The sequence below is a fragment of the Terrisporobacter petrolearius genome, assembly GCF_020748185.1.
Taxonomy (GTDB): Bacteria; Bacillota; Clostridia; order Peptostreptococcales; family Peptostreptococcaceae; genus Terrisporobacter; species Terrisporobacter petrolearius.
The window spans coordinates 23,324-39,760 of the sequence record NZ_JAHZMO010000030.1; the positions used below are offsets into that span (position 1 = coordinate 23,324).

Consider the following 16,437-nt stretch of genomic DNA (forward strand, 5'->3'; position numbering starts at 1 on the left):
CTTATTATAAGGTCATAAACTAAAAAAAGGAGCGTTTAAGTTGGCTGAATATATATTACAAACTTTTGGGCTTACAAAACAGTATGGGAATCATACTGCAGTTAATAATGTAAATATGAAAATAAAAAAAGGAGATATATATGGTTTTATTGGTAGAAACGGCGCTGGTAAAACAACAATGATCAGAATGATTACGGGGCTTGTTACACCAACAAAAGGTGAAATTGAGTTGTTTTCACGAAAAGGTGAAAAAAATATGAATGCAGGGTTAAATAGAATAGGAAGTATAATTGAACACCCTGCTTTATATCCTGACTTTACTGGATATGAGAATATGGAACTTAGAGGTAAGCTACTGGGAATACCCGATAAAAAAATGATTGGTAGCATATTGGAAGTAGTAGGATTAAATGATATAGGCAAGAAAAAGGTTAAACATTTTTCACTAGGGATGAGACAACGTCTGGGTTTGGCCCTTGCCCTGCTTGGTAATCCGGATTTTCTTGTGCTTGATGAGCCCATAAACGGACTTGATCCTGAAGGTATCGTGGAGATGAGAAAGCTTTTAAAAAAACTTAATGAAGAACAGGGCATAACCATTTTGATTTCAAGTCATATATTAGGAGAGTTGTCTAAAATGGCAACACGCTACGGAGTAATAAATAATGGTACATTAGTGGAAGAATTTACAGATCAGGAATTGAAGTTAAAATGCAGAAAATACCTGAGTTTAAGAGTGAGTGACAGTGCTAGGGCTTCAATGGTTTTAGAAGATGTCTTTAAAACAGCAAACTATGAGGTAATGCCAGACAATGTTATTCTAGTTTATGATTTATTGAACATGTCGGGTGAAATCTGCCTTGAGCTTGCAAAAAATAATGTTAAAATATATTCTATTGAATCCAAGGGTGATGATTTGGAAGAGTATTTTATGAAATTGATGGGAGGTGGGCATTATGCTTAATCTATTGAGAAGCGATTTTTATAAATTAAAGCGCAGCAAGACCTTTTTAACTTGCCTGGGGATTCTTGCACTTGTTGTAGCCTATATTATCATAGACTTTAGCTCTTCAGCATATACCAAAGAACAGCTTAGTCCAAGTACCTTTCACTGGATCTATATGCTATTTCAGGTACCATATTTTATACCTGTATGTCAAGCTTTATTTATTACAATGCTTATCACAAATGAGTATAGTACAGGAACCATTAAAGATTCTGTTTCTTTAGGCTTTAGCCGCATGAAAATTTACTTGTCTAAACTGATTACAGTATCTGTGGGTTCAATTTTAATTATGATCGTCTCTATCTTTTCTATAGGAATTACATCCATTTTTGTTTTTGGCATATATGGAGCTTTTTCAATGGTTGACTTACTATTACTTGTTCGAATGTTTCTCATTCAAGCTCTATTATATACAGCCTATGGATCTATATTTTTAATGATCGCATTTTTAATTAAAAATATAGGAGGTACAATGGCCTTTAGCATATTCTTTATCCTAATACTAGGTTCAATAATTGGAAATAGCTCTTGGGGAAGAATTTTACTGCTTATGGATTTTTCCCCTACCTCTATACCCCACCCACAGGCAGTGGATATAGGGATAACAACTGCAGTCGCTTTATCCAACCTAGTTATATGTTCAGGTATAGGAGGATTTATCTTTAAAAAGCAGGATATCAAATAGATTGGAGGCAGGTTTATGCTTTGGTTAATAATTATAATGCTTATATTAGTCATAGGTGTATTATCTGCCTATATTTTACTTTATAAAAGAGAGATTAGATCTATAGTTAATAGACTACAGTTTATTAGAGAGCATGATACAAATAAGAAGATTAATCTTCAAATTAAAGTGAAGGAGATCAATGAATTAGCAATTCAATTAAATCATTTAATCAACTATTATAAAACTGAAAAGATAGCTATTTCAAAAGCTGAACACAAATTTAAAGAGGAAATAACGAATATTTCTCACGATTTGAGGACTCCACTTACTTCTATTGCTGGATATGTTCAGATGCTAGAGTCAGAGAATACTCCTGCAGAAAAAAAAGCTGAGTATTATAACATAATAAGAAGACGTATTGATACTTTAGTTAAAATGCTGGATGAGTTTTTTGAGTTTGCAAGAATTGAGTCTGATGAGTATGTGTTACAATTTGAAAAAGTTAATGTAAACAATGTACTTGCAGATGTAATTTCTATGTTTTATTATGACTTTCTATCAAAATGTGAAGAGCCCAGCATCCAAATACCTTCTAATCCAATATATATTCATGCAGACAAAGATGCCTTGAAAAGGGTTTTTCAGAATCTAATAAAAAACTATCTAAATCATGGAACTAGAAAAATATCTATTTCAGCAAAAGAGGAAGAAAATCATGTATGTATTAGTTTTAAGAACTATGCACCTGATATAGATAATACAGATGTTGAGAAACTATTTCAGCGCTTTTATACTGCCGATAAATCTAGAACAAAGAGTTCTACGGGGTTGGGTTTAGCCATTGTAAAAAACCTTATTACTAAGATGAATGGTAAAATTAAGGCGGAGGTTGAGGATTCAATTCTCGTTATTAGCATAACTTTCAACAGATTGGAGATTTTTAAATGAAAAAAAGATTATAGCGCTTGTATAATGTATATAAGTAGTTAAATGTGAAAAAAAGATATAACAAGCCAATTTTTGCTGAGGAGGTTAAATTATTGAAAGCAAAAAATATGATGCTTAAAATAGGAGTAGTATTACTATTTTCAATTTTTATCTGGAGATTAATTCTATACTTTAATAATATGTTTTCAGGAGATGAGTATAATTCTACAATTCATTTCTTTACTGGCTTAGCTATTACGATTCTAAGCTTTATTCTTGTCAATACTACACGCAGAACTAATCGAATTTCTTGGAGACAGATTGGGATGAGTGATTTACGTACAAATGTTATTTCCTTTTTTGTCGGAACAATCCTTTGGTTTATACCCGCAATGATTGGTCTAGTTATTGCCTTACTAGTTGGCTGGGCTGAAATAACAGTAACAGCAAACTTGAATCAACTTTTATTGAGTACTTTAATTTTATATATAACAGTATTTTTAATAGAAGCATTTCCAGAAGAGCTTATAATGAGGGGATACATTTATAGTCATGTAAATGCAATGTTTCCACATTTGAAAACTGTTATTATACAAACGCTGATTTTTCATTATTTGCATACTTTGTAGAAGCAATATATTCTTTGGAACAACTCCTCTTTATCCCTGGATATGGTTTTATGTTGGGTTATATTAGAGCCAAGTCGGGAAATGTATGGACTTCAATAGGATTTCATACAGTAATTATGACTGCATCACAAATAATAAACCCAATGCATGGTCATTTTGATGTTAATGGAATCTTTGCCATTCGTTTTTTTGCTTTCAATCTATTACCGTATATACTAGGGACTATTGCTTTAGAATTTATTTATCCTAAGCACAAATGGAGTGAAATAGTTCCAATTAATAATAGTTAATTAAGACACATTTTTATATTGGGACTTAAGTATTATTTATAATCAAATAGATAAATAGGAATTTGTAGTACTGATTTTATATTTTACGAAAGGATGAATAGTATGAAAAAGAAATCGAATCTAACTTGGATAGTTTCATCAATGCTATTATCAATTTTATTCTATTTTATTTGTAGTAGATTGACAAAAGGAAACGATGCTACATTCATTGTAGGTTTTGCAGGTGTACTTGCACTTATTATATCCTATATTTTTAAAATGAGAATAACAACAATTACAGCAACACTCGGATACCTAATATCCTATATTTTGGGGATAGTATTTGAGACTGACAGTATAACTTATCCAGGTGGAGCTTCAAGTAATTGGTGGCAAATTTGGATTGTTAGTTATTGGATATTTATTGGTATAGGTATTACAATTGATATTATAATGAAATATCGGAAAAAGAAAAACAAGAGCTAATGAGAATAATCTGTGTAACGACAAATTCCAATTTGGATAGGAGGGCCCATGATGGAATTCGGCAAAGAAGAATTAGAAAAAGCAATATCATTACTATTCTCTACCATTAGTAATTGTGAAAAAATGCAACTTAAATTTTCAGAAGGGACATCTCAACATTCACTCTTAAGAAATAGAATCAAAGCACTCTATATTTCTAAGTCTCTTTTGTCAAGTGATAAAACAATAAATTATACAAGTAAAGAATTGAGAGAGGCCCTACCTCCTATAGTTTCAATTATAAATAAGACTACAAAAGCTCAAAATAAATATGAAAAAGGAAGTTCGCAATTCAAGCGATTTCAACACATAATTCAAGCCATACTTATTTCAAAAACATTCATCGAGAGTCAAATAAATATCGATTCAGAGTTATGATTAATTTTTATTTGCCATAATAAAAATATGAGAATATCAACATAATGTATAACGCACTTAGACATAAAAATCTTGGTGCATTTATTTTATAAAAATAAAAAAGATAATATTGAAATTTGCTATGATGAAAATGAATATGAAGGCAATCTAACTTTAGGGAAAAAGGATAAGCCTTTTAACTATAACACCTTAGAACCTTCTATATTAAGAGCCAACAGTTTAAAAATATTAAATTCAGTATTTAACACCAACTATGAAAGTGATGATGAGCTACATAAATTTATGAAAGCTAATAAAACTGATTGTGCTTTAAAAATATTTTCTTCTGAAAGAAATATAGAATATCCAGATTATATTATGAGGGCAATCTTATGAAAAACCAACTTTTAATAGCATCTGCAGGTGCTGGAAAAACAACGCTGTTTGTAGAAGAAGCTATTAGCTGCAATGAAACTGTGTTAATTACAACTTTTACAGAAGAAAATAAAGAAGAGATAAAAAAGAAATTTTATGAATTAAATAATGGTGTTATACCTTCCCATGTAACAATTAGGACTTGGTTTTCATTTCCTATTGAACATGGTGAAAAGCCATATTAGGGAAAACTTACTGATAAAAAAATAAGAGGATTGTTGTTAGTAAATGAAAAATCAGGCATAAAGAGTAGAAGAGGAAAATTCATTTCATATTATGGAGAAAATGATATAGATAAACATTATTTTAGTAAGGATTATAAAATTTATTCCGATAAACTTTCTAAATTTGTGGTTAGATGTAATGAAGCAAGTGATGGATGTGTTATAGATAGGATATCAGCATTATTCAGATATATATTCATCGATGAAATTCAAGATATGGCAGGATACGATTTAGAATTCATAAAACTACTGTTTAAAACAGATTCTGTAATTAAAATGGCAGGAGATCCTAGACAAGTAACGTATCATACACATTTTCCACAGAAATACAAAAAGTATGCAAATGGTAAAATTGAGGATTTTATTATAAGTGAATGTAAGAGTTTAGCTTTTAACATTGATAATGAAACTCTTAGAGGAAGTTGGCGTAATAATCAAATTATATGCGATTTTGCAAATAGAATATTTACAGATTATCCAAAATTCAAATCTTTGCAAACAGAAACCAATTAACATAAAGGAGTTTTTCTTGTAAGAGAGAAAGATATTACGATGTATCTAGAGGAATATAAGCCAATTCAACTAAGGTATTCCAGAGCTAAGAATGTAAATCTCAATTATAAATCCAAGAACTTTGGGGAATCAAAAGGGGGGACATTTGATCATGTATTAATTTACCCGACAGCAAAGATAGAGAATTGGTTGTTTAATAATGAAGAATTAGATAATTTTGAGATAAAATGCAAGTTTTATGTTGCAGTAACTAGGGCAAGACATAGTGTAGCAATAGTATGCAAAAACAATGTAAAAACAGATATATTATACTTCTTTTATAAATAACTCGAGCTATTTATAAAAGAAGTATAATATTGTGATATAACAAAGATGCTAAAGCATGAGATAGAAATGTATATATAATAATTTGTAATGAATTAAGCCTTCAAATAATTGATATTTGAGGGTGTAGTTGTTTACAAATTTTAAAGTTGTAAAACAATTAAGAATTAATGTAGACAATAAAAGTTTTGCTTCAGGGAAGAATATAGGACATTTTTGAAATACACCTTGCCACCAAGGGGATAATATCAACTTACGACATCATTATTATACTCTCAAGGCACGTTGAGAGTATAATTCTGATGACGTATTGTGGTTCAAGGGAGGGATAATGGGATTTGACCACAACATATAGTGGTTTAAGGATAGAATTTCGGTCAAAAAACAGTGGAAAAACACCGTTTTTTGACCCTTTAAAATAGGGTGTTTTATAGATGACATAGGGTAATTTAAGTGATGGTAAAGTAAAAGTAGTAAAAAGAGGGGTAGGAAACTAGATAATATTTATAATATTTATTTAGGAGTTTAAGATGAAAAATATAAATAATAATTATATTAAATTAAACTTGTATTTATAGAAAGGAGCTGAAATTAAATGAATAAAATAGTAATGCTAGATATTAATTTTGATTATGGAAATGAAATTCAAACTATAAATCCGGTTTTATTAATAAGTAAAAATGATGTTGTTTTAGTTGATTGTGGTTATCCTAATTTTTTATCTTTTTTGGAAGATGAGATGAAATCAAAAGGTATAGATCCTAATTCGCTGACCAAAGTATTGATTACACATCATGACAATGACCATATGGGAGCTTTATATGAAATCAAAGAAAAATATCCACATATTAAGGTAGTATCAAGTGAAATAGAGAGTGAGTATATTTCTGGTAAAAGGAAATCACTTAGACTGTTGCAAGCAGAGGAAGTACTAAAGGTCATGCCAGAAGAACAGAAACAATTTGGAATTGAATTCTGTGAAACTTTAAGAAAAGTTAAACCTGTCAATGTAGATATAGTGGTTAAAGATGGAGATAATTTTGACTGGGCAGGAGGGTGTCAGGTCATATTTACTCCTGGACATATGCCGGGTCATATTTCATTATTTTTAACAAAGACTAATTCCATTGTAACAGGTGATGCGGCAGTTATAGAAAATGGTGAATTGGTAATTGCAAATCCGCAATTTACACTTGACCTAAATTTAGCCGAAAATTCATTAGAAAAGATTATATCTATGAATGTAGATAATTATTATTGCTACCATGGAGGAAAATTAGTTAGATCCGCAACTAGGTAATATAATTATTTTTATGACTAAATTAGAATGTATAGCAAAAAAAGTAATCTATTTTAATTTTATAATTATAAATGAAGGATAAAATTGAAACTAATTTTAAAATATATTGACATAGACATTGGTGTCGTTTATAATCAAAAACGACACCAATGTCTATTTTAATTGTAGTAGACAAGATAACTAATGAAATTAAGGAGGAGAATTTACATGTCTCCAAAGGTGAGTAATCAATATAAAAGGAATAAAGAACTTGAGATACTTCAATCTGCAAAGAATGTATTTATAAAAAAAGGGTATTTAAAAGCTACTATGCAAGATATTATAGTGGAAGCAGGCATATCAAGAGGTGCTATATATTCTTACTTCAATAATATTGAGCATATATTTGAGGAGCTTCTTAAATTAGAGGATGAAAAGGATATTATATATTTTGAAAGAGAGGGAGTATCTTCTTTTTGGGACCAATTAATAGATTGGATTAGACTACAACAAAGAAATATTTTATCGACTAATAACAAGTTCCTACTCTGCAAAACAGAATTCTTTTTAACAAAGTACCATGAATCAAAGAAAACAAGCAATCCATATGTTATAAAGAGATATGAGAGATTAGTGTCTTCAATAACAAATTTTATAGATAGAGGAATTGAAAAAAAGGAATTTTATTCTCATAAGTCATCTAAAGCAGTCGCTCTATATATAATTTCATTTTTTGATGGATTAATGCTAGATACCTTTAATTTAGGCATGGAGGTAACAGAAGTAAATGATCAAATAGATGTAGTAATTTTCACATTAGAAAACATACTATGCCCAATTAAATAATAAAAAGGAGTGATATTATGCTATTTCAATCAACTAGAATAACTTTACGGAAAATGACAGTACAAGATATAGAGGTTTACCATAAATGGAGAAATGATTTAGAAGTTATGCAGTCTACTGCACCGATGTTAGATGTTTATCATATTGAAGAAACAGAAGAATTTGTGACACAAGTCATATTAGGATCTCACTCTTCAAAGTGCTATATTATAGTTGATAAGGAATCTAAGAAACCAATTGGAATTACTTCTTTAATTAATATAGATAATAAAAATCGTAATGCCGAATGTATTATTGATATTGGAGATAAGGAGTCATGGGGTAAGGGATATGGAGCAGAAGCTATGAAATTACTACTTGATTTTGGATTTTTAGAGATGAACTTACATCGGATATATCTAAGAGTTTTCTCCTTTAATAGCAGGGCTATAAAACTATATGAGAAACTAGGATTTCAGCAGGAAGGAAAATCTAGAGAGAGTATCTTTCGTAATGGAAAATGGCACGATATCATTCATATGTCAATTATGCAAAATGAATACGTAGAAAAGATAAAATAACAGTAAGATTCGGCTATAGAGTGTAAAAAATTGCAAAAACAAAGTCGCCATAGACTTAGAAAGGATAGAATATAATGTTTAACTATAAAACTTTAGATAATACTAGCATAGAAATTATTCATAAAGCATTTATAGATGCATTTTCTGATTATCAAGTCAAGATAGAAATGCCAATATGGAAGTTTGAACAAATGCTCCTAAGAAGGGGTTATGTTCCAGAAATGTCTATAGGAGCATTTGTAAATGAAACATTGATTGGATTTGTTATGAATGGATGTAGAATTTTGAATGGAAAGCTGGCAGTATATGACCTTGGAACAGGTGTCGTAAGACAATATAGAAGACAAGGAGTAATCGATAATATACTTGCAGATATCAAGGATTTAATTAAAGAAAAGAATGTAAAGGAATATGTATTAGAAGTGATAAAGTCTAATCAATCTGCAGTGAATCTTTATAAAAAGCAAAACTTTGAAATCCAAAGAGAGTTAGAATGTTTTCGGATAAATAGAAGTCAATATAATTTTATAATTAATCATAAAGTTGAACATACCAATAAGATTGATTTAAATCAATTAGTTCAATTTTGGGACTTTAATCCATCATGGCAAAACTCTATTGATTCAGTTAATGCAATTTCAGATTCTTTTTTATATTCAATTGTACGTTTTAGTGATACTATTGTTGGCTATGGTATTATTGATAAAAAAACTGGCGATATACCACAAATAGCTGTAGATAGAAATTTTAGGTGTAGAGGGATTGCAACAAGTTTAATATCTGACTTAGTAAAGAATACCGAATCTCAAAATATTAGTATTCTTAATATAGATGGTCAAATGAAATCAATGCAAGACTTTTTAGTTAAATTGGGTTTTAAGAATTTTATTACTCAATATGAAATGATATTGTGTTTATAATTTTAGTTTGTTAGTATTGTAGCTTATGATGAAAACCACTTTAAAAAATCGTTTTATCATGTCATCGCCATCTATCTAAAGTGCATGACTTTCTAGAGCGGCATCTATAATTTCTTTTACAAATGGAGAAGGAGTACTTCTTTTTATTATAATAATATTTAATGGGGGTATACAGATGTCAATACTATTTAGAAATTACACTAAACAACCAGGTATTACAGAAGATTATCATAAGGTAAGGGAATTCTTTATAAAATTGGGGCATGCAGAATTTGAATACACTAGATGGGATTGGATGACAACCCATTATTCTTTAGATAAATCTGCGGTAGGTAAGATAGGCTTGTGGGAGGATGAAAAGAAAGTTGTAGGGGTTGCGACTTTTGATACCAGGCCTGGAGAAGCCTTTTGCTTAACTTTACCGGGGTATGAGTACCTAAAAAAAGAGATGCTTATATATGCAAAAGATAATCTATCAAAGGATGGGGAATTTAGCATTATTATAAGGGATATTGACCTGGAATTTCAGGATATTGCAGCTGAACTTGGCTTTGTTGCTACACAGGATAAAGAATTCGATTCGTTTTTTTATTTGGATAAGACGTCCGTAGAATATGAAATGCCTGAGGGATTTTATATTACTACTATGAAGGACACCTTTGACTTATATCAATACAGGCGCGTTTTATGGAGGGGATTTAACCATGAGTTGAAGGGTGATGGTGAGCTAAAGTTTTCTGAAGAAGAAGAGCAGGAGGCGAGAAAATCGATGATTCGGATCAATGTGGACTTAGATTTGAAGATAGCTGTGATTGCGCCAGATGGTAACTTCGTCTCTTACTGTGGAATGTGGTATGACAAAGATGCAGGTTTTGCAGTAGTTGAGCCTGTGGCTACGGATCCTGATTACCGCAAGATGGGTTTAGGAAAGGCAGCAGTTTTGGAGGGAATCAGGCGTGTTAGAGAGCTAGGAGCAAAAAAGGTTATAGTAGGTTCACAACAACAGTTCTATTATAGTATTGGGTTTCGCCCATTTCTAATGGCTACTTTGTGGAAAGAAAAAAGATAGACTAATAATCATCTACAGAATTACTTGAAGCATAAGTTAATATGGTAAGCACCATGTACCGTGTTCTCAATAACAATGACTTTCCATATATAAAAGATTCACTTGATGAGTTTGATATTGATAGAGGAATTAACGTGAAAAAAACCGAAATAAGAGAATTATGTTTGAAGTGGGTTTGACATGATTTTCTCCTCCTAATATTATTATATCATGTTCGGAGAAAACCTGTCCTATCTAGTGTAACCTATCCAAAATCTATTTCTAGCTTATGTAGTCAGGTAATAGAACCTAATGATAGAATCAATGAAATAGCTAAAGATATAGTTATGAAATCAAATACTAAAGATAAAGATGATTTGAAGGAAACAATTAAAAACATTAAACTATATAATTCTATAGATTTTCTAAGAAAGGAGATGGATATCGATGTTATTGAATGAAAAAAGCAAGTTCACAGATAGAGAAATAATAGAGAAAGGCTCTAGGGCATTAATAAAGGAACTAGGGTATTCTGGATTTTTACGATTTATACGCCACTCCGAAGGAATAAGTAAAGAAGATTATTTGAAACTAGAAGATGAAATATTTGATGATATGTCTTTAGATGAAATGTTTAATAATGCAAAGAGGCATTGGGAAAATAGGTAGTAATTAATTATATAAATTTTAAAATTAAAGCTTTCAAATTAATAATTATTCGAAGGTTTTATTTTTAAAAAATTCAATGAAAAGGGCTCTTATATTCTCATAAATTAGACCCATAGATTTGTAAGACTAAATTAGACTCTTAGGCAAAAAGGGGTCTAATTTAGTTTTACAATTAACTTTGGAAAAAATAGAGTTTAAAATATGATGTTATTGGTTGATAGATTAGCCGATGAATTATATAATATAATGTACATATGTTAAAAATGTGTGACATTTGGGGGGAGCGTATTGAGTAGCATATCACAGGAGGAACAAGCTATAAATAAAGACTCTGTTCCACTTAATTCTTATGAAGAAATGGCTGAATATTATTTTAAGTATGTAGATATAAAACCATTCAATGCATACTATGAAAGACCTGCAACTATATCATTACTTCCACAAGTAAGAGGCAAGAAGATTTTAGATGCAGGTTGTGCGGCGGGGTGGTATACTAAATGGCTATTAGAGGAGGATGCATGAGTATTGCCTTCATATTAGACCACCTGTGCCTATTTTCAGACCAACTAGTGCCTAGTATTAGGCCAGCTAGTGCCCGATACTAGACCAAACTATGGCAGGCCTGAGATTGTGGCCTGCCACAGCAATTTATATTCTATCAGGTTTCCTTACCCTTTGACTATTAATACCATGTCTTTCCCTCATGGAAACCTCCCCATCTATTAGTATTTGATAGGAGTCATGAACAATCCGATCTAGTATAGCATCTGCTATTTGAACATTTTCAATCTTAGAGTGCCAGCCCTCTGGTGCATATTGAGAGCAAAATATTGTAGAGGCATTCCTCAGTCTTGCCTCAATAATCTCAAATACATGAATAGCTTGATTTTGGGATATGGGTGTAAGTAGCCATTCATCAATGATTAATAGTTCTATCTTTTTATACTTAGAAACAATTTTACGGTAGCTGCCATCCGCAGCGTATTTTGCAGCCTCCAGTTCATCTATTAGCTCTGGTAAACGTAGGTATCTGACTTTGAAATGTTGACGACAGGCCTGTACTCCAAATGCATTTGAAATCCAAGTCTTACCATTACCTGAGGCCCCCATTAATATTATATTATGTTTTTCTTTTATATAGTTACAGCTTGCTAACTCAAGTATTAAGTCCTTATCTAAATGGCGATCAGGATGATACTCGATGTCTTCAATAGCAGCTGTTGAATCGCTAAATCTTGCCTGTTTAATTAATCTATTTAATTTATTAGATTGTCGGCGGGAATACTCATAATCTACAATTAAGTTGAACCGTTGATCAAATGTCATTTTTTCGTAGTCTAAATTTCTAGTTTGCTCCTCATAAATTTCAACCATACCACTTAGACGCATTTCTAGTAGCTTTCGCATAGTTTCTTTATTTCTCATTTTTTGCACCTCCAAAGTATTTGGCTCCCCTTACAAATCCATAGTCTCTATCTGTAGTAGTTTCATTAATGGATCCATCCATCCTTGATTTTTCTTTTTCTTTCATACGCTTTAATATGGTCTTTAGAACAGCCAGGCTAGGGGCATGTGAAATGGTCATCAGGGTCTGACAAGCCTTTTCAACGAAGTCATCAGAATAATATCTTTCTAGGTTCTTAAAGGATAACAAAATATCTAAAGCCTTCTTCTCAGCATGATTATTTAACATATAATCCACAAAGTCATTGACACTATCTCCCTTGGCATTAGCCCATTTTTTTATTTGATCTGGAGTATGTTCAAGGTACTTTCTGTGGTTATCTGGCATATGATCTGGATTAGTTGAATATCTTCCAATTTCTCCTAAAAGTATTTTATGGGATGCAATTCTCATATCTTTGAAGTATACTTCAATTAAGTCTTTACTAATCCTAACATCAACTTGGCTTTGGACGTATTCATAAGGGACTGAGTAGTACATGCGGTTCACTTGGATATGATAGTTTAATTGAACCTTTGCAGTCCTCCATTCTGCCAGCTGATATCTAGGATAAGGAAGAGGAATTAGTTTTTCTTTTTCCTCTTCCTCAAAGACTTTTCTTCTAGAGCCTTCTCTTTTTTGAAACTCCTCATTATTTAACTTATTGACTTCTGCTAATATCTTCTCATTTAGTTTTGCAAGGCTAAAGTATTGGTAATTTCTTAAAGCAGCTATGATTTGCCTGGAAATATAACCAACATTCCCCTCAACACTAGGTTTGTCCTTAGGCTTCCTGACACGGGCAGGTACAATAGTAAATCCATAATAGTTAGCCAGTTGCCGGTAAGATTCATTTAGTACAGGCTCTGCTCTTTTGGGCTTACTGACTCCTGTTTTTAAATTATCAGGAACTAAAACTTCAGTTACCCCATCAAAATACTCAAATGCATTAATATGGGCAGTTAACCAACTTGGGGATTTCATATTTAAAAATCCCTCAGCATAAAATATCTGACTATATGGTAAGGTGGCTACAAATACATACACAGTTAAGTTCTCACCAGTAGATGGATCCTTAATGTTCAAAGTGTTTCCAGCCCAATCCACCTCCATAATTTCACCGGGCTTTCGCCTAATTGGCATGGTTAACTTATATTTCTTTGCATATTTTCCATAGTGTCTACAAAAAGTTCTGTAGGCATAGGGAATCTTGTTACTATCCCTAGCAAGCTGGGAATATTCATTGTGAAGTAATTTTAGTGTAATATTTTTCTTTTGCAGTTCCTTGTGGACCTCCTCCCAATCCACGGGGAAATATCCCTTGGCCACAGCTAATTTTTCTGGGAACAAGAATTCCTCTAGCCATTGATTGTTCATGTCATCAGTCAGTTCAATCAAACCTAATTTCTCAGCATTTTGAATTACATCTGAAACAGTTTGCCTTGAATGCCCGACACTTGAGCTAATGGTTCTTTGAGATGTTTCCTTTAGGTGAAGCTCCAATATCCTTCGATACTGAATCATAAAAAAACCTCCTGTATAATTTAGTCATGCTAAGCATGCAATCTAATTATACAGGAGATCTATACAAGTGGTCTATTTAAAGGCACTGACTGGTCTACTATGAGGCCCAGGGTGGTCCAAAAGTAGGCACGACTGGTCTATTTGGAAGGCAATATTCAGATGCAAGTGTAATAGCACTAGATTTTAGTCCAAATATGATAGAAATGACTAAAAAAAGAGTCGGAAATAAGGCTAAAGTTATAAAAGCTGATCTAAATGAGCCATTGCATTTTATTGAAGATAAATCTATAGATGTTATTTTATCATCATTGAAACTTCACTATATTAAAAGCTGGAATTTAGTAATGAGTGAATTTAATAGGATATTAAAAAGATATTGACAACTTATTATCTCTATCCATCATCCTTTTATGGATTTTACAGTATTTAATAAAGAGAATTACTTTTTAACTGAATTATTAGATGATGAATGGAACACTAATAATGGAAAGGTAAAAGTACAATTTTATAGAATTCAAAATCGCACATCCTAATACATATGATAGATTAACTAAGAACCCTCAGTTTTTATTTATAAGAGCAAAGAAACATTAAATCAAGATAGTTTGATGCATAGTTTTATATTTTGTTCATCTATTATAAATAGTGTGATACAATTGCTTCCAATACTTTATTAGGAGGAGAGGATATGAAATTTTCAGTTTATAACACTTTAACAGGAATAAAGGAAGAGGTAATACCTATAGAGAAAGGCAAGATAAAATTGTATACATGTGGACCAACAGTATATAATTATGCTCATATAGGCAACCTTAGAACCTATATTTTTGAAGATGTCCTTAAAAAATCAATGGAGTACATGGGCTTAGAGGTCAAGCATGTTATGAATATAACAGATGTAGGACATTTAGAATCTGATTCAGATACAGGAGAAGATAAAATGGCTTTGGGAGCCATCAGAGAAAAGAAAACTGTATGGGAAATTGCAAAATTTTATGAAGATGCTTTTTTAAATGACTGTCAACTTCTTAATATAACAGCGCCTACAATAATATGCCGAGCTACAGAGCATATCGAGGATATGATTAACTTTATTCAAGTACTGGAAGATAAGGGTTTTACTTATATAGCCAATGGTAATGTATACTTTTCAATAGAAAAATACCCGAACTACGCTAAGCTTGCCAATCTAAGTCTAGAGGAGCTTGAGGCAGGAAGTAGGGTTGATGTAGACCCATTCAAGAAAAATCCCCTAGATTTTGTATTGTGGTTTACAAACTCCAAGTTTTCCAATCAAATAATGCAGTGGGAATCACCTTGGGGAACAGGTTTCCCGGGTTGGCATATTGAGTGTTCTGCCATGTCAATGAAATATTTAGGTGATAGAATAGATATACACTGTGGGGGAGTAGATCATATTTCTGTGCATCATACGAATGAGATTGCTCAATCAGAAAGTGCTAGAGGCCATAAATGGGTTAACTATTGGATGCATGGGGAGTTTCTAGTATTTGATAATGGGAAAATGTCAAAATCAAGCGGAGATTTTCTAACTCTTTCAAGGCTTATTGAAGAAGGCTACAGTCCCTTAGACTATAGACATTTCTGTCTTCAGTCAAGGTATAGGAAACAACTTGTATTTAGCTTTGAAAGTTTGACAGAATCTCAGAAAGCTTTTAAAAAGCTAAGGAGTAGAATTAACAATATTGTTGAGGGTAAAACCAATGGCGAAGTAGTAGATAAGGGTAAAATAAAAGAATATCAGGATAAATTTGCAACCCAAATAGGTAATGATTTGAATATAGCAAATGCCTTTACAGTGTTGGCCGAAGTTATAAAGGATAATATTTTAAATAACACTGAAAAGGTTTACTTGATAGAGGATTTCGATAAAGTATTTTCACTAAATCTCACTATAGATGAAGAGACAACAAATAGTGACAATGTTGATGAAGAATATATTCAGATGCTTATTTTGGAGAGAAATAAGGCAAGAAATGAAAAGAACTGGGTTAGGGCAGATGAAATAAGAAATATTCTTCTAGAGAGTAATATAGAATTAGTAGACTCAATGGATGGAACTATATGGAAGGTTATATAAAACTGGTTTACCTTTAGTGAAAATAGAGGAGATACGGTTAAAGTAAAGTGGACCCTTTGTCAAGGACACTAGAAAAAAAGAGTGGCTAAGCCGCCATTAAAAGCTGATTTCTATATTGAATAGGAGTCAGCTTTTTCAAATTCCACTGATATCTATAATTATTGTAGTAA

General features: G+C 31.7%; 23 protein-coding genes. 20 read left to right on the plus strand and 3 right to left on the minus strand.

The window, feature by feature from the left end; translation table 11 throughout:
- The first annotated feature begins 40 nt into the window (after nucleotides 1-40).
- The 18 genes from K0040_RS14570 to K0040_RS14655 all read left to right on the plus strand — a co-directional run bounded on the left by K0040_RS14570 (nucleotide 41) and on the right by K0040_RS14655 (nucleotide 11,720).
- The gene (locus tag K0040_RS14570) at nucleotides 41-964 is read left to right on the plus strand and encodes an ATP-binding cassette domain-containing protein (RefSeq protein ID WP_228109495.1); all 924 of its coding nucleotides are present in this window, start codon (nucleotides 41-43) and stop codon (nucleotides 962-964) included.
- On the plus strand, nucleotides 957-1,691 hold the full coding sequence (locus K0040_RS14575; protein ID WP_228109496.1) for an ABC transporter permease: 735 nt from the start codon (nucleotides 957-959) through the stop codon (nucleotides 1,689-1,691). The genes K0040_RS14570 and K0040_RS14575 overlap by 8 nt, the downstream gene beginning before the upstream one ends.
- A gap of 15 nt (nucleotides 1,692-1,706) precedes the next feature.
- Nucleotides 1,707-2,621: a sensor histidine kinase gene (locus K0040_RS14580; RefSeq protein WP_228109497.1), complete on the plus strand. Its 915-nt coding sequence runs from the start codon at nucleotides 1,707-1,709 to the stop codon at nucleotides 2,619-2,621.
- A 92-nt stretch (nucleotides 2,622-2,713) separates the two neighbouring features.
- Complete coding sequence (locus K0040_RS14585) at nucleotides 2,714-3,229, plus strand: CPBP family glutamic-type intramembrane protease (RefSeq protein WP_228109498.1); 516 nt, start codon at nucleotides 2,714-2,716, stop codon at nucleotides 3,227-3,229.
- A 50-nt stretch (nucleotides 3,230-3,279) separates the two neighbouring features.
- The gene (locus tag K0040_RS14590; protein WP_228109499.1) at nucleotides 3,280-3,519 is read left to right on the plus strand and encodes a hypothetical protein; all 240 of its coding nucleotides are present in this window, start codon (nucleotides 3,280-3,282) and stop codon (nucleotides 3,517-3,519) included.
- 102 nt (nucleotides 3,520-3,621) lie between these two features.
- Nucleotides 3,622-3,984 (plus strand): hypothetical protein, encoded by a 363-nt coding sequence (locus K0040_RS14595; protein WP_228109500.1) that lies wholly within the window; start codon nucleotides 3,622-3,624, stop codon nucleotides 3,982-3,984.
- A gap of 48 nt (nucleotides 3,985-4,032) precedes the next feature.
- Nucleotides 4,033-4,401, plus strand: a complete 369-nt coding sequence (locus K0040_RS14600) for a hypothetical protein (protein WP_228109501.1) — start codon at nucleotides 4,033-4,035, stop codon at nucleotides 4,399-4,401.
- Nucleotides 4,402-4,473: 72 nt separating this feature from the next.
- Entirely contained in the window at nucleotides 4,474-4,776 is a 303-nt protein-coding gene (locus K0040_RS14605) for a hypothetical protein (protein WP_228109502.1), read from the plus strand.
- On the plus strand, nucleotides 4,773-5,000 hold the full coding sequence (locus K0040_RS14610) for a UvrD-helicase domain-containing protein (protein WP_228109503.1): 228 nt from the start codon (nucleotides 4,773-4,775) through the stop codon (nucleotides 4,998-5,000). The genes K0040_RS14605 and K0040_RS14610 overlap by 4 nt, the downstream gene beginning before the upstream one ends.
- A gap of 33 nt (nucleotides 5,001-5,033) precedes the next feature.
- Nucleotides 5,034-5,552 carry a UvrD-helicase domain-containing protein gene (locus tag K0040_RS14615; protein WP_228109504.1) on the plus strand — a complete coding sequence of 173 codons (519 nt, stop codon included), beginning with the start codon at nucleotides 5,034-5,036 and terminating at the stop codon, nucleotides 5,550-5,552.
- 39 nt (nucleotides 5,553-5,591) lie between these two features.
- Nucleotides 5,592-5,879 (plus strand): P-loop NTPase family protein, encoded by a 288-nt coding sequence (locus tag K0040_RS14620; protein WP_228109505.1) that lies wholly within the window; start codon nucleotides 5,592-5,594, stop codon nucleotides 5,877-5,879.
- 592 nt (nucleotides 5,880-6,471) lie between these two features.
- Nucleotides 6,472-7,176, plus strand: coding sequence for an MBL fold metallo-hydrolase (locus K0040_RS14625; RefSeq protein WP_228109506.1), 705 nt, complete (start codon nucleotides 6,472-6,474; stop codon nucleotides 7,174-7,176).
- A 207-nt stretch (nucleotides 7,177-7,383) separates the two neighbouring features.
- Nucleotides 7,384-8,001 carry a TetR/AcrR family transcriptional regulator gene (locus tag K0040_RS14630; protein WP_228109507.1) on the plus strand — a complete coding sequence of 206 codons (618 nt, stop codon included), beginning with the start codon at nucleotides 7,384-7,386 and terminating at the stop codon, nucleotides 7,999-8,001.
- Nucleotides 8,002-8,018: 17 nt separating this feature from the next.
- Nucleotides 8,019-8,561, plus strand: a complete 543-nt coding sequence (locus tag K0040_RS14635) for a GNAT family N-acetyltransferase (RefSeq protein WP_228109508.1) — start codon at nucleotides 8,019-8,021, stop codon at nucleotides 8,559-8,561.
- 74 nt (nucleotides 8,562-8,635) lie between these two features.
- Nucleotides 8,636-9,481 (plus strand): GNAT family N-acetyltransferase, encoded by an 846-nt coding sequence (locus K0040_RS14640; protein ID WP_228109509.1) that lies wholly within the window; start codon nucleotides 8,636-8,638, stop codon nucleotides 9,479-9,481.
- A gap of 175 nt (nucleotides 9,482-9,656) precedes the next feature.
- The gene (locus tag K0040_RS14645; RefSeq protein ID WP_228109510.1) at nucleotides 9,657-10,550 is read left to right on the plus strand and encodes a GNAT family N-acetyltransferase; all 894 of its coding nucleotides are present in this window, start codon (nucleotides 9,657-9,659) and stop codon (nucleotides 10,548-10,550) included.
- A 426-nt stretch (nucleotides 10,551-10,976) separates the two neighbouring features.
- Nucleotides 10,977-11,198, plus strand: a complete 222-nt coding sequence (locus K0040_RS14650) for a hypothetical protein (protein WP_228109511.1) — start codon at nucleotides 10,977-10,979, stop codon at nucleotides 11,196-11,198.
- A 288-nt stretch (nucleotides 11,199-11,486) separates the two neighbouring features.
- Nucleotides 11,487-11,720 carry a class I SAM-dependent methyltransferase gene (locus K0040_RS14655; protein ID WP_228109512.1) on the plus strand — a complete coding sequence of 78 codons (234 nt, stop codon included), beginning with the start codon at nucleotides 11,487-11,489 and terminating at the stop codon, nucleotides 11,718-11,720.
- Nucleotides 11,721-11,846: 126 nt separating this feature from the next.
- Here the strand turns inward: K0040_RS14655 and istB are convergent, their stop codons facing one another.
- Nucleotides 11,847-12,623: an IS21-like element helper ATPase IstB gene (gene istB / locus K0040_RS14660; RefSeq protein ID WP_228109513.1), complete on the minus strand. Its 777-nt coding sequence runs from the start codon at nucleotides 12,621-12,623 to the stop codon at nucleotides 11,847-11,849.
- Nucleotides 12,613-14,166 (minus strand): IS21 family transposase, encoded by a 1,554-nt coding sequence (istA, locus tag K0040_RS14665; protein WP_228109514.1) that lies wholly within the window; start codon nucleotides 14,164-14,166, stop codon nucleotides 12,613-12,615. The genes istB and istA overlap by 11 nt, the downstream gene beginning before the upstream one ends.
- An 89-nt stretch (nucleotides 14,167-14,255) precedes the next feature.
- On the opposite strand from istA, the gene K0040_RS21115 reads away from it, so the two are divergent.
- A complete protein-coding gene (locus K0040_RS21115; protein ID WP_228109517.1) occupies nucleotides 14,256-14,546 on the plus strand; it encodes a class I SAM-dependent methyltransferase in 291 nt (96 codons plus the stop codon).
- Between the two features lie 308 nt (nucleotides 14,547-14,854).
- Nucleotides 14,855-16,267, plus strand: a complete 1,413-nt coding sequence (gene cysS / locus K0040_RS14675) for a cysteine--tRNA ligase (protein ID WP_228109515.1) — start codon at nucleotides 14,855-14,857, stop codon at nucleotides 16,265-16,267.
- Nucleotides 16,268-16,352: 85 nt separating this feature from the next.
- Here cysS and K0040_RS14680 read toward each other — a convergent pair.
- A partial coding sequence (locus K0040_RS14680; protein WP_228109180.1) for an IS3 family transposase occupies nucleotides 16,353-16,437 on the minus strand: 85 nt, incomplete at its 5' end.

Coding starts and splice junctions, on each gene's coding strand:
- K0040_RS14580 (WP_228109497.1), top strand. CDS start 1,707: ATGCTTTGGTTAATAATTATAATGCTTATATTAGTCATAGGTGTATTA.
- K0040_RS14595 (WP_228109500.1), top strand. CDS start 3,622: ATGAAAAAGAAATCGAATCTAACTTGGATAGTTTCATCAATGCTATTA.
- K0040_RS14635 (WP_228109508.1), top strand. CDS start 8,019: ATGCTATTTCAATCAACTAGAATAACTTTACGGAAAATGACAGTACAA.
- cysS (WP_228109515.1), top strand. CDS start 14,855: ATGAAATTTTCAGTTTATAACACTTTAACAGGAATAAAGGAAGAGGTA.
- K0040_RS14590 (WP_228109499.1), top strand. CDS start 3,280: ATGTTGGGTTATATTAGAGCCAAGTCGGGAAATGTATGGACTTCAATA.
- istB (WP_228109513.1), bottom strand. CDS start 12,623: ATGAGAAATAAAGAAACTATGCGAAAGCTACTAGAAATGCGTCTAAGT.
- K0040_RS14600 (WP_228109501.1), top strand. CDS start 4,033: ATGATGGAATTCGGCAAAGAAGAATTAGAAAAAGCAATATCATTACTA.
- K0040_RS14630 (WP_228109507.1), top strand. CDS start 7,384: ATGTCTCCAAAGGTGAGTAATCAATATAAAAGGAATAAAGAACTTGAG.
- K0040_RS14620 (WP_228109505.1), top strand. CDS start 5,592: ATGTATCTAGAGGAATATAAGCCAATTCAACTAAGGTATTCCAGAGCT.
- K0040_RS14645 (WP_228109510.1), top strand. CDS start 9,657: ATGTCAATACTATTTAGAAATTACACTAAACAACCAGGTATTACAGAA.
- K0040_RS14610 (WP_228109503.1), top strand. CDS start 4,773: ATGAAAAACCAACTTTTAATAGCATCTGCAGGTGCTGGAAAAACAACG.
- istA (WP_228109514.1), bottom strand. CDS start 14,166: ATGATTCAGTATCGAAGGATATTGGAGCTTCACCTAAAGGAAACATCT.
- K0040_RS14650 (WP_228109511.1), top strand. CDS start 10,977: ATGTTATTGAATGAAAAAAGCAAGTTCACAGATAGAGAAATAATAGAG.
- K0040_RS14640 (WP_228109509.1), top strand. CDS start 8,636: ATGTTTAACTATAAAACTTTAGATAATACTAGCATAGAAATTATTCAT.
- K0040_RS14625 (WP_228109506.1), top strand. CDS start 6,472: ATGAATAAAATAGTAATGCTAGATATTAATTTTGATTATGGAAATGAA.
- K0040_RS14575 (WP_228109496.1), top strand. CDS start 957: ATGCTTAATCTATTGAGAAGCGATTTTTATAAATTAAAGCGCAGCAAG.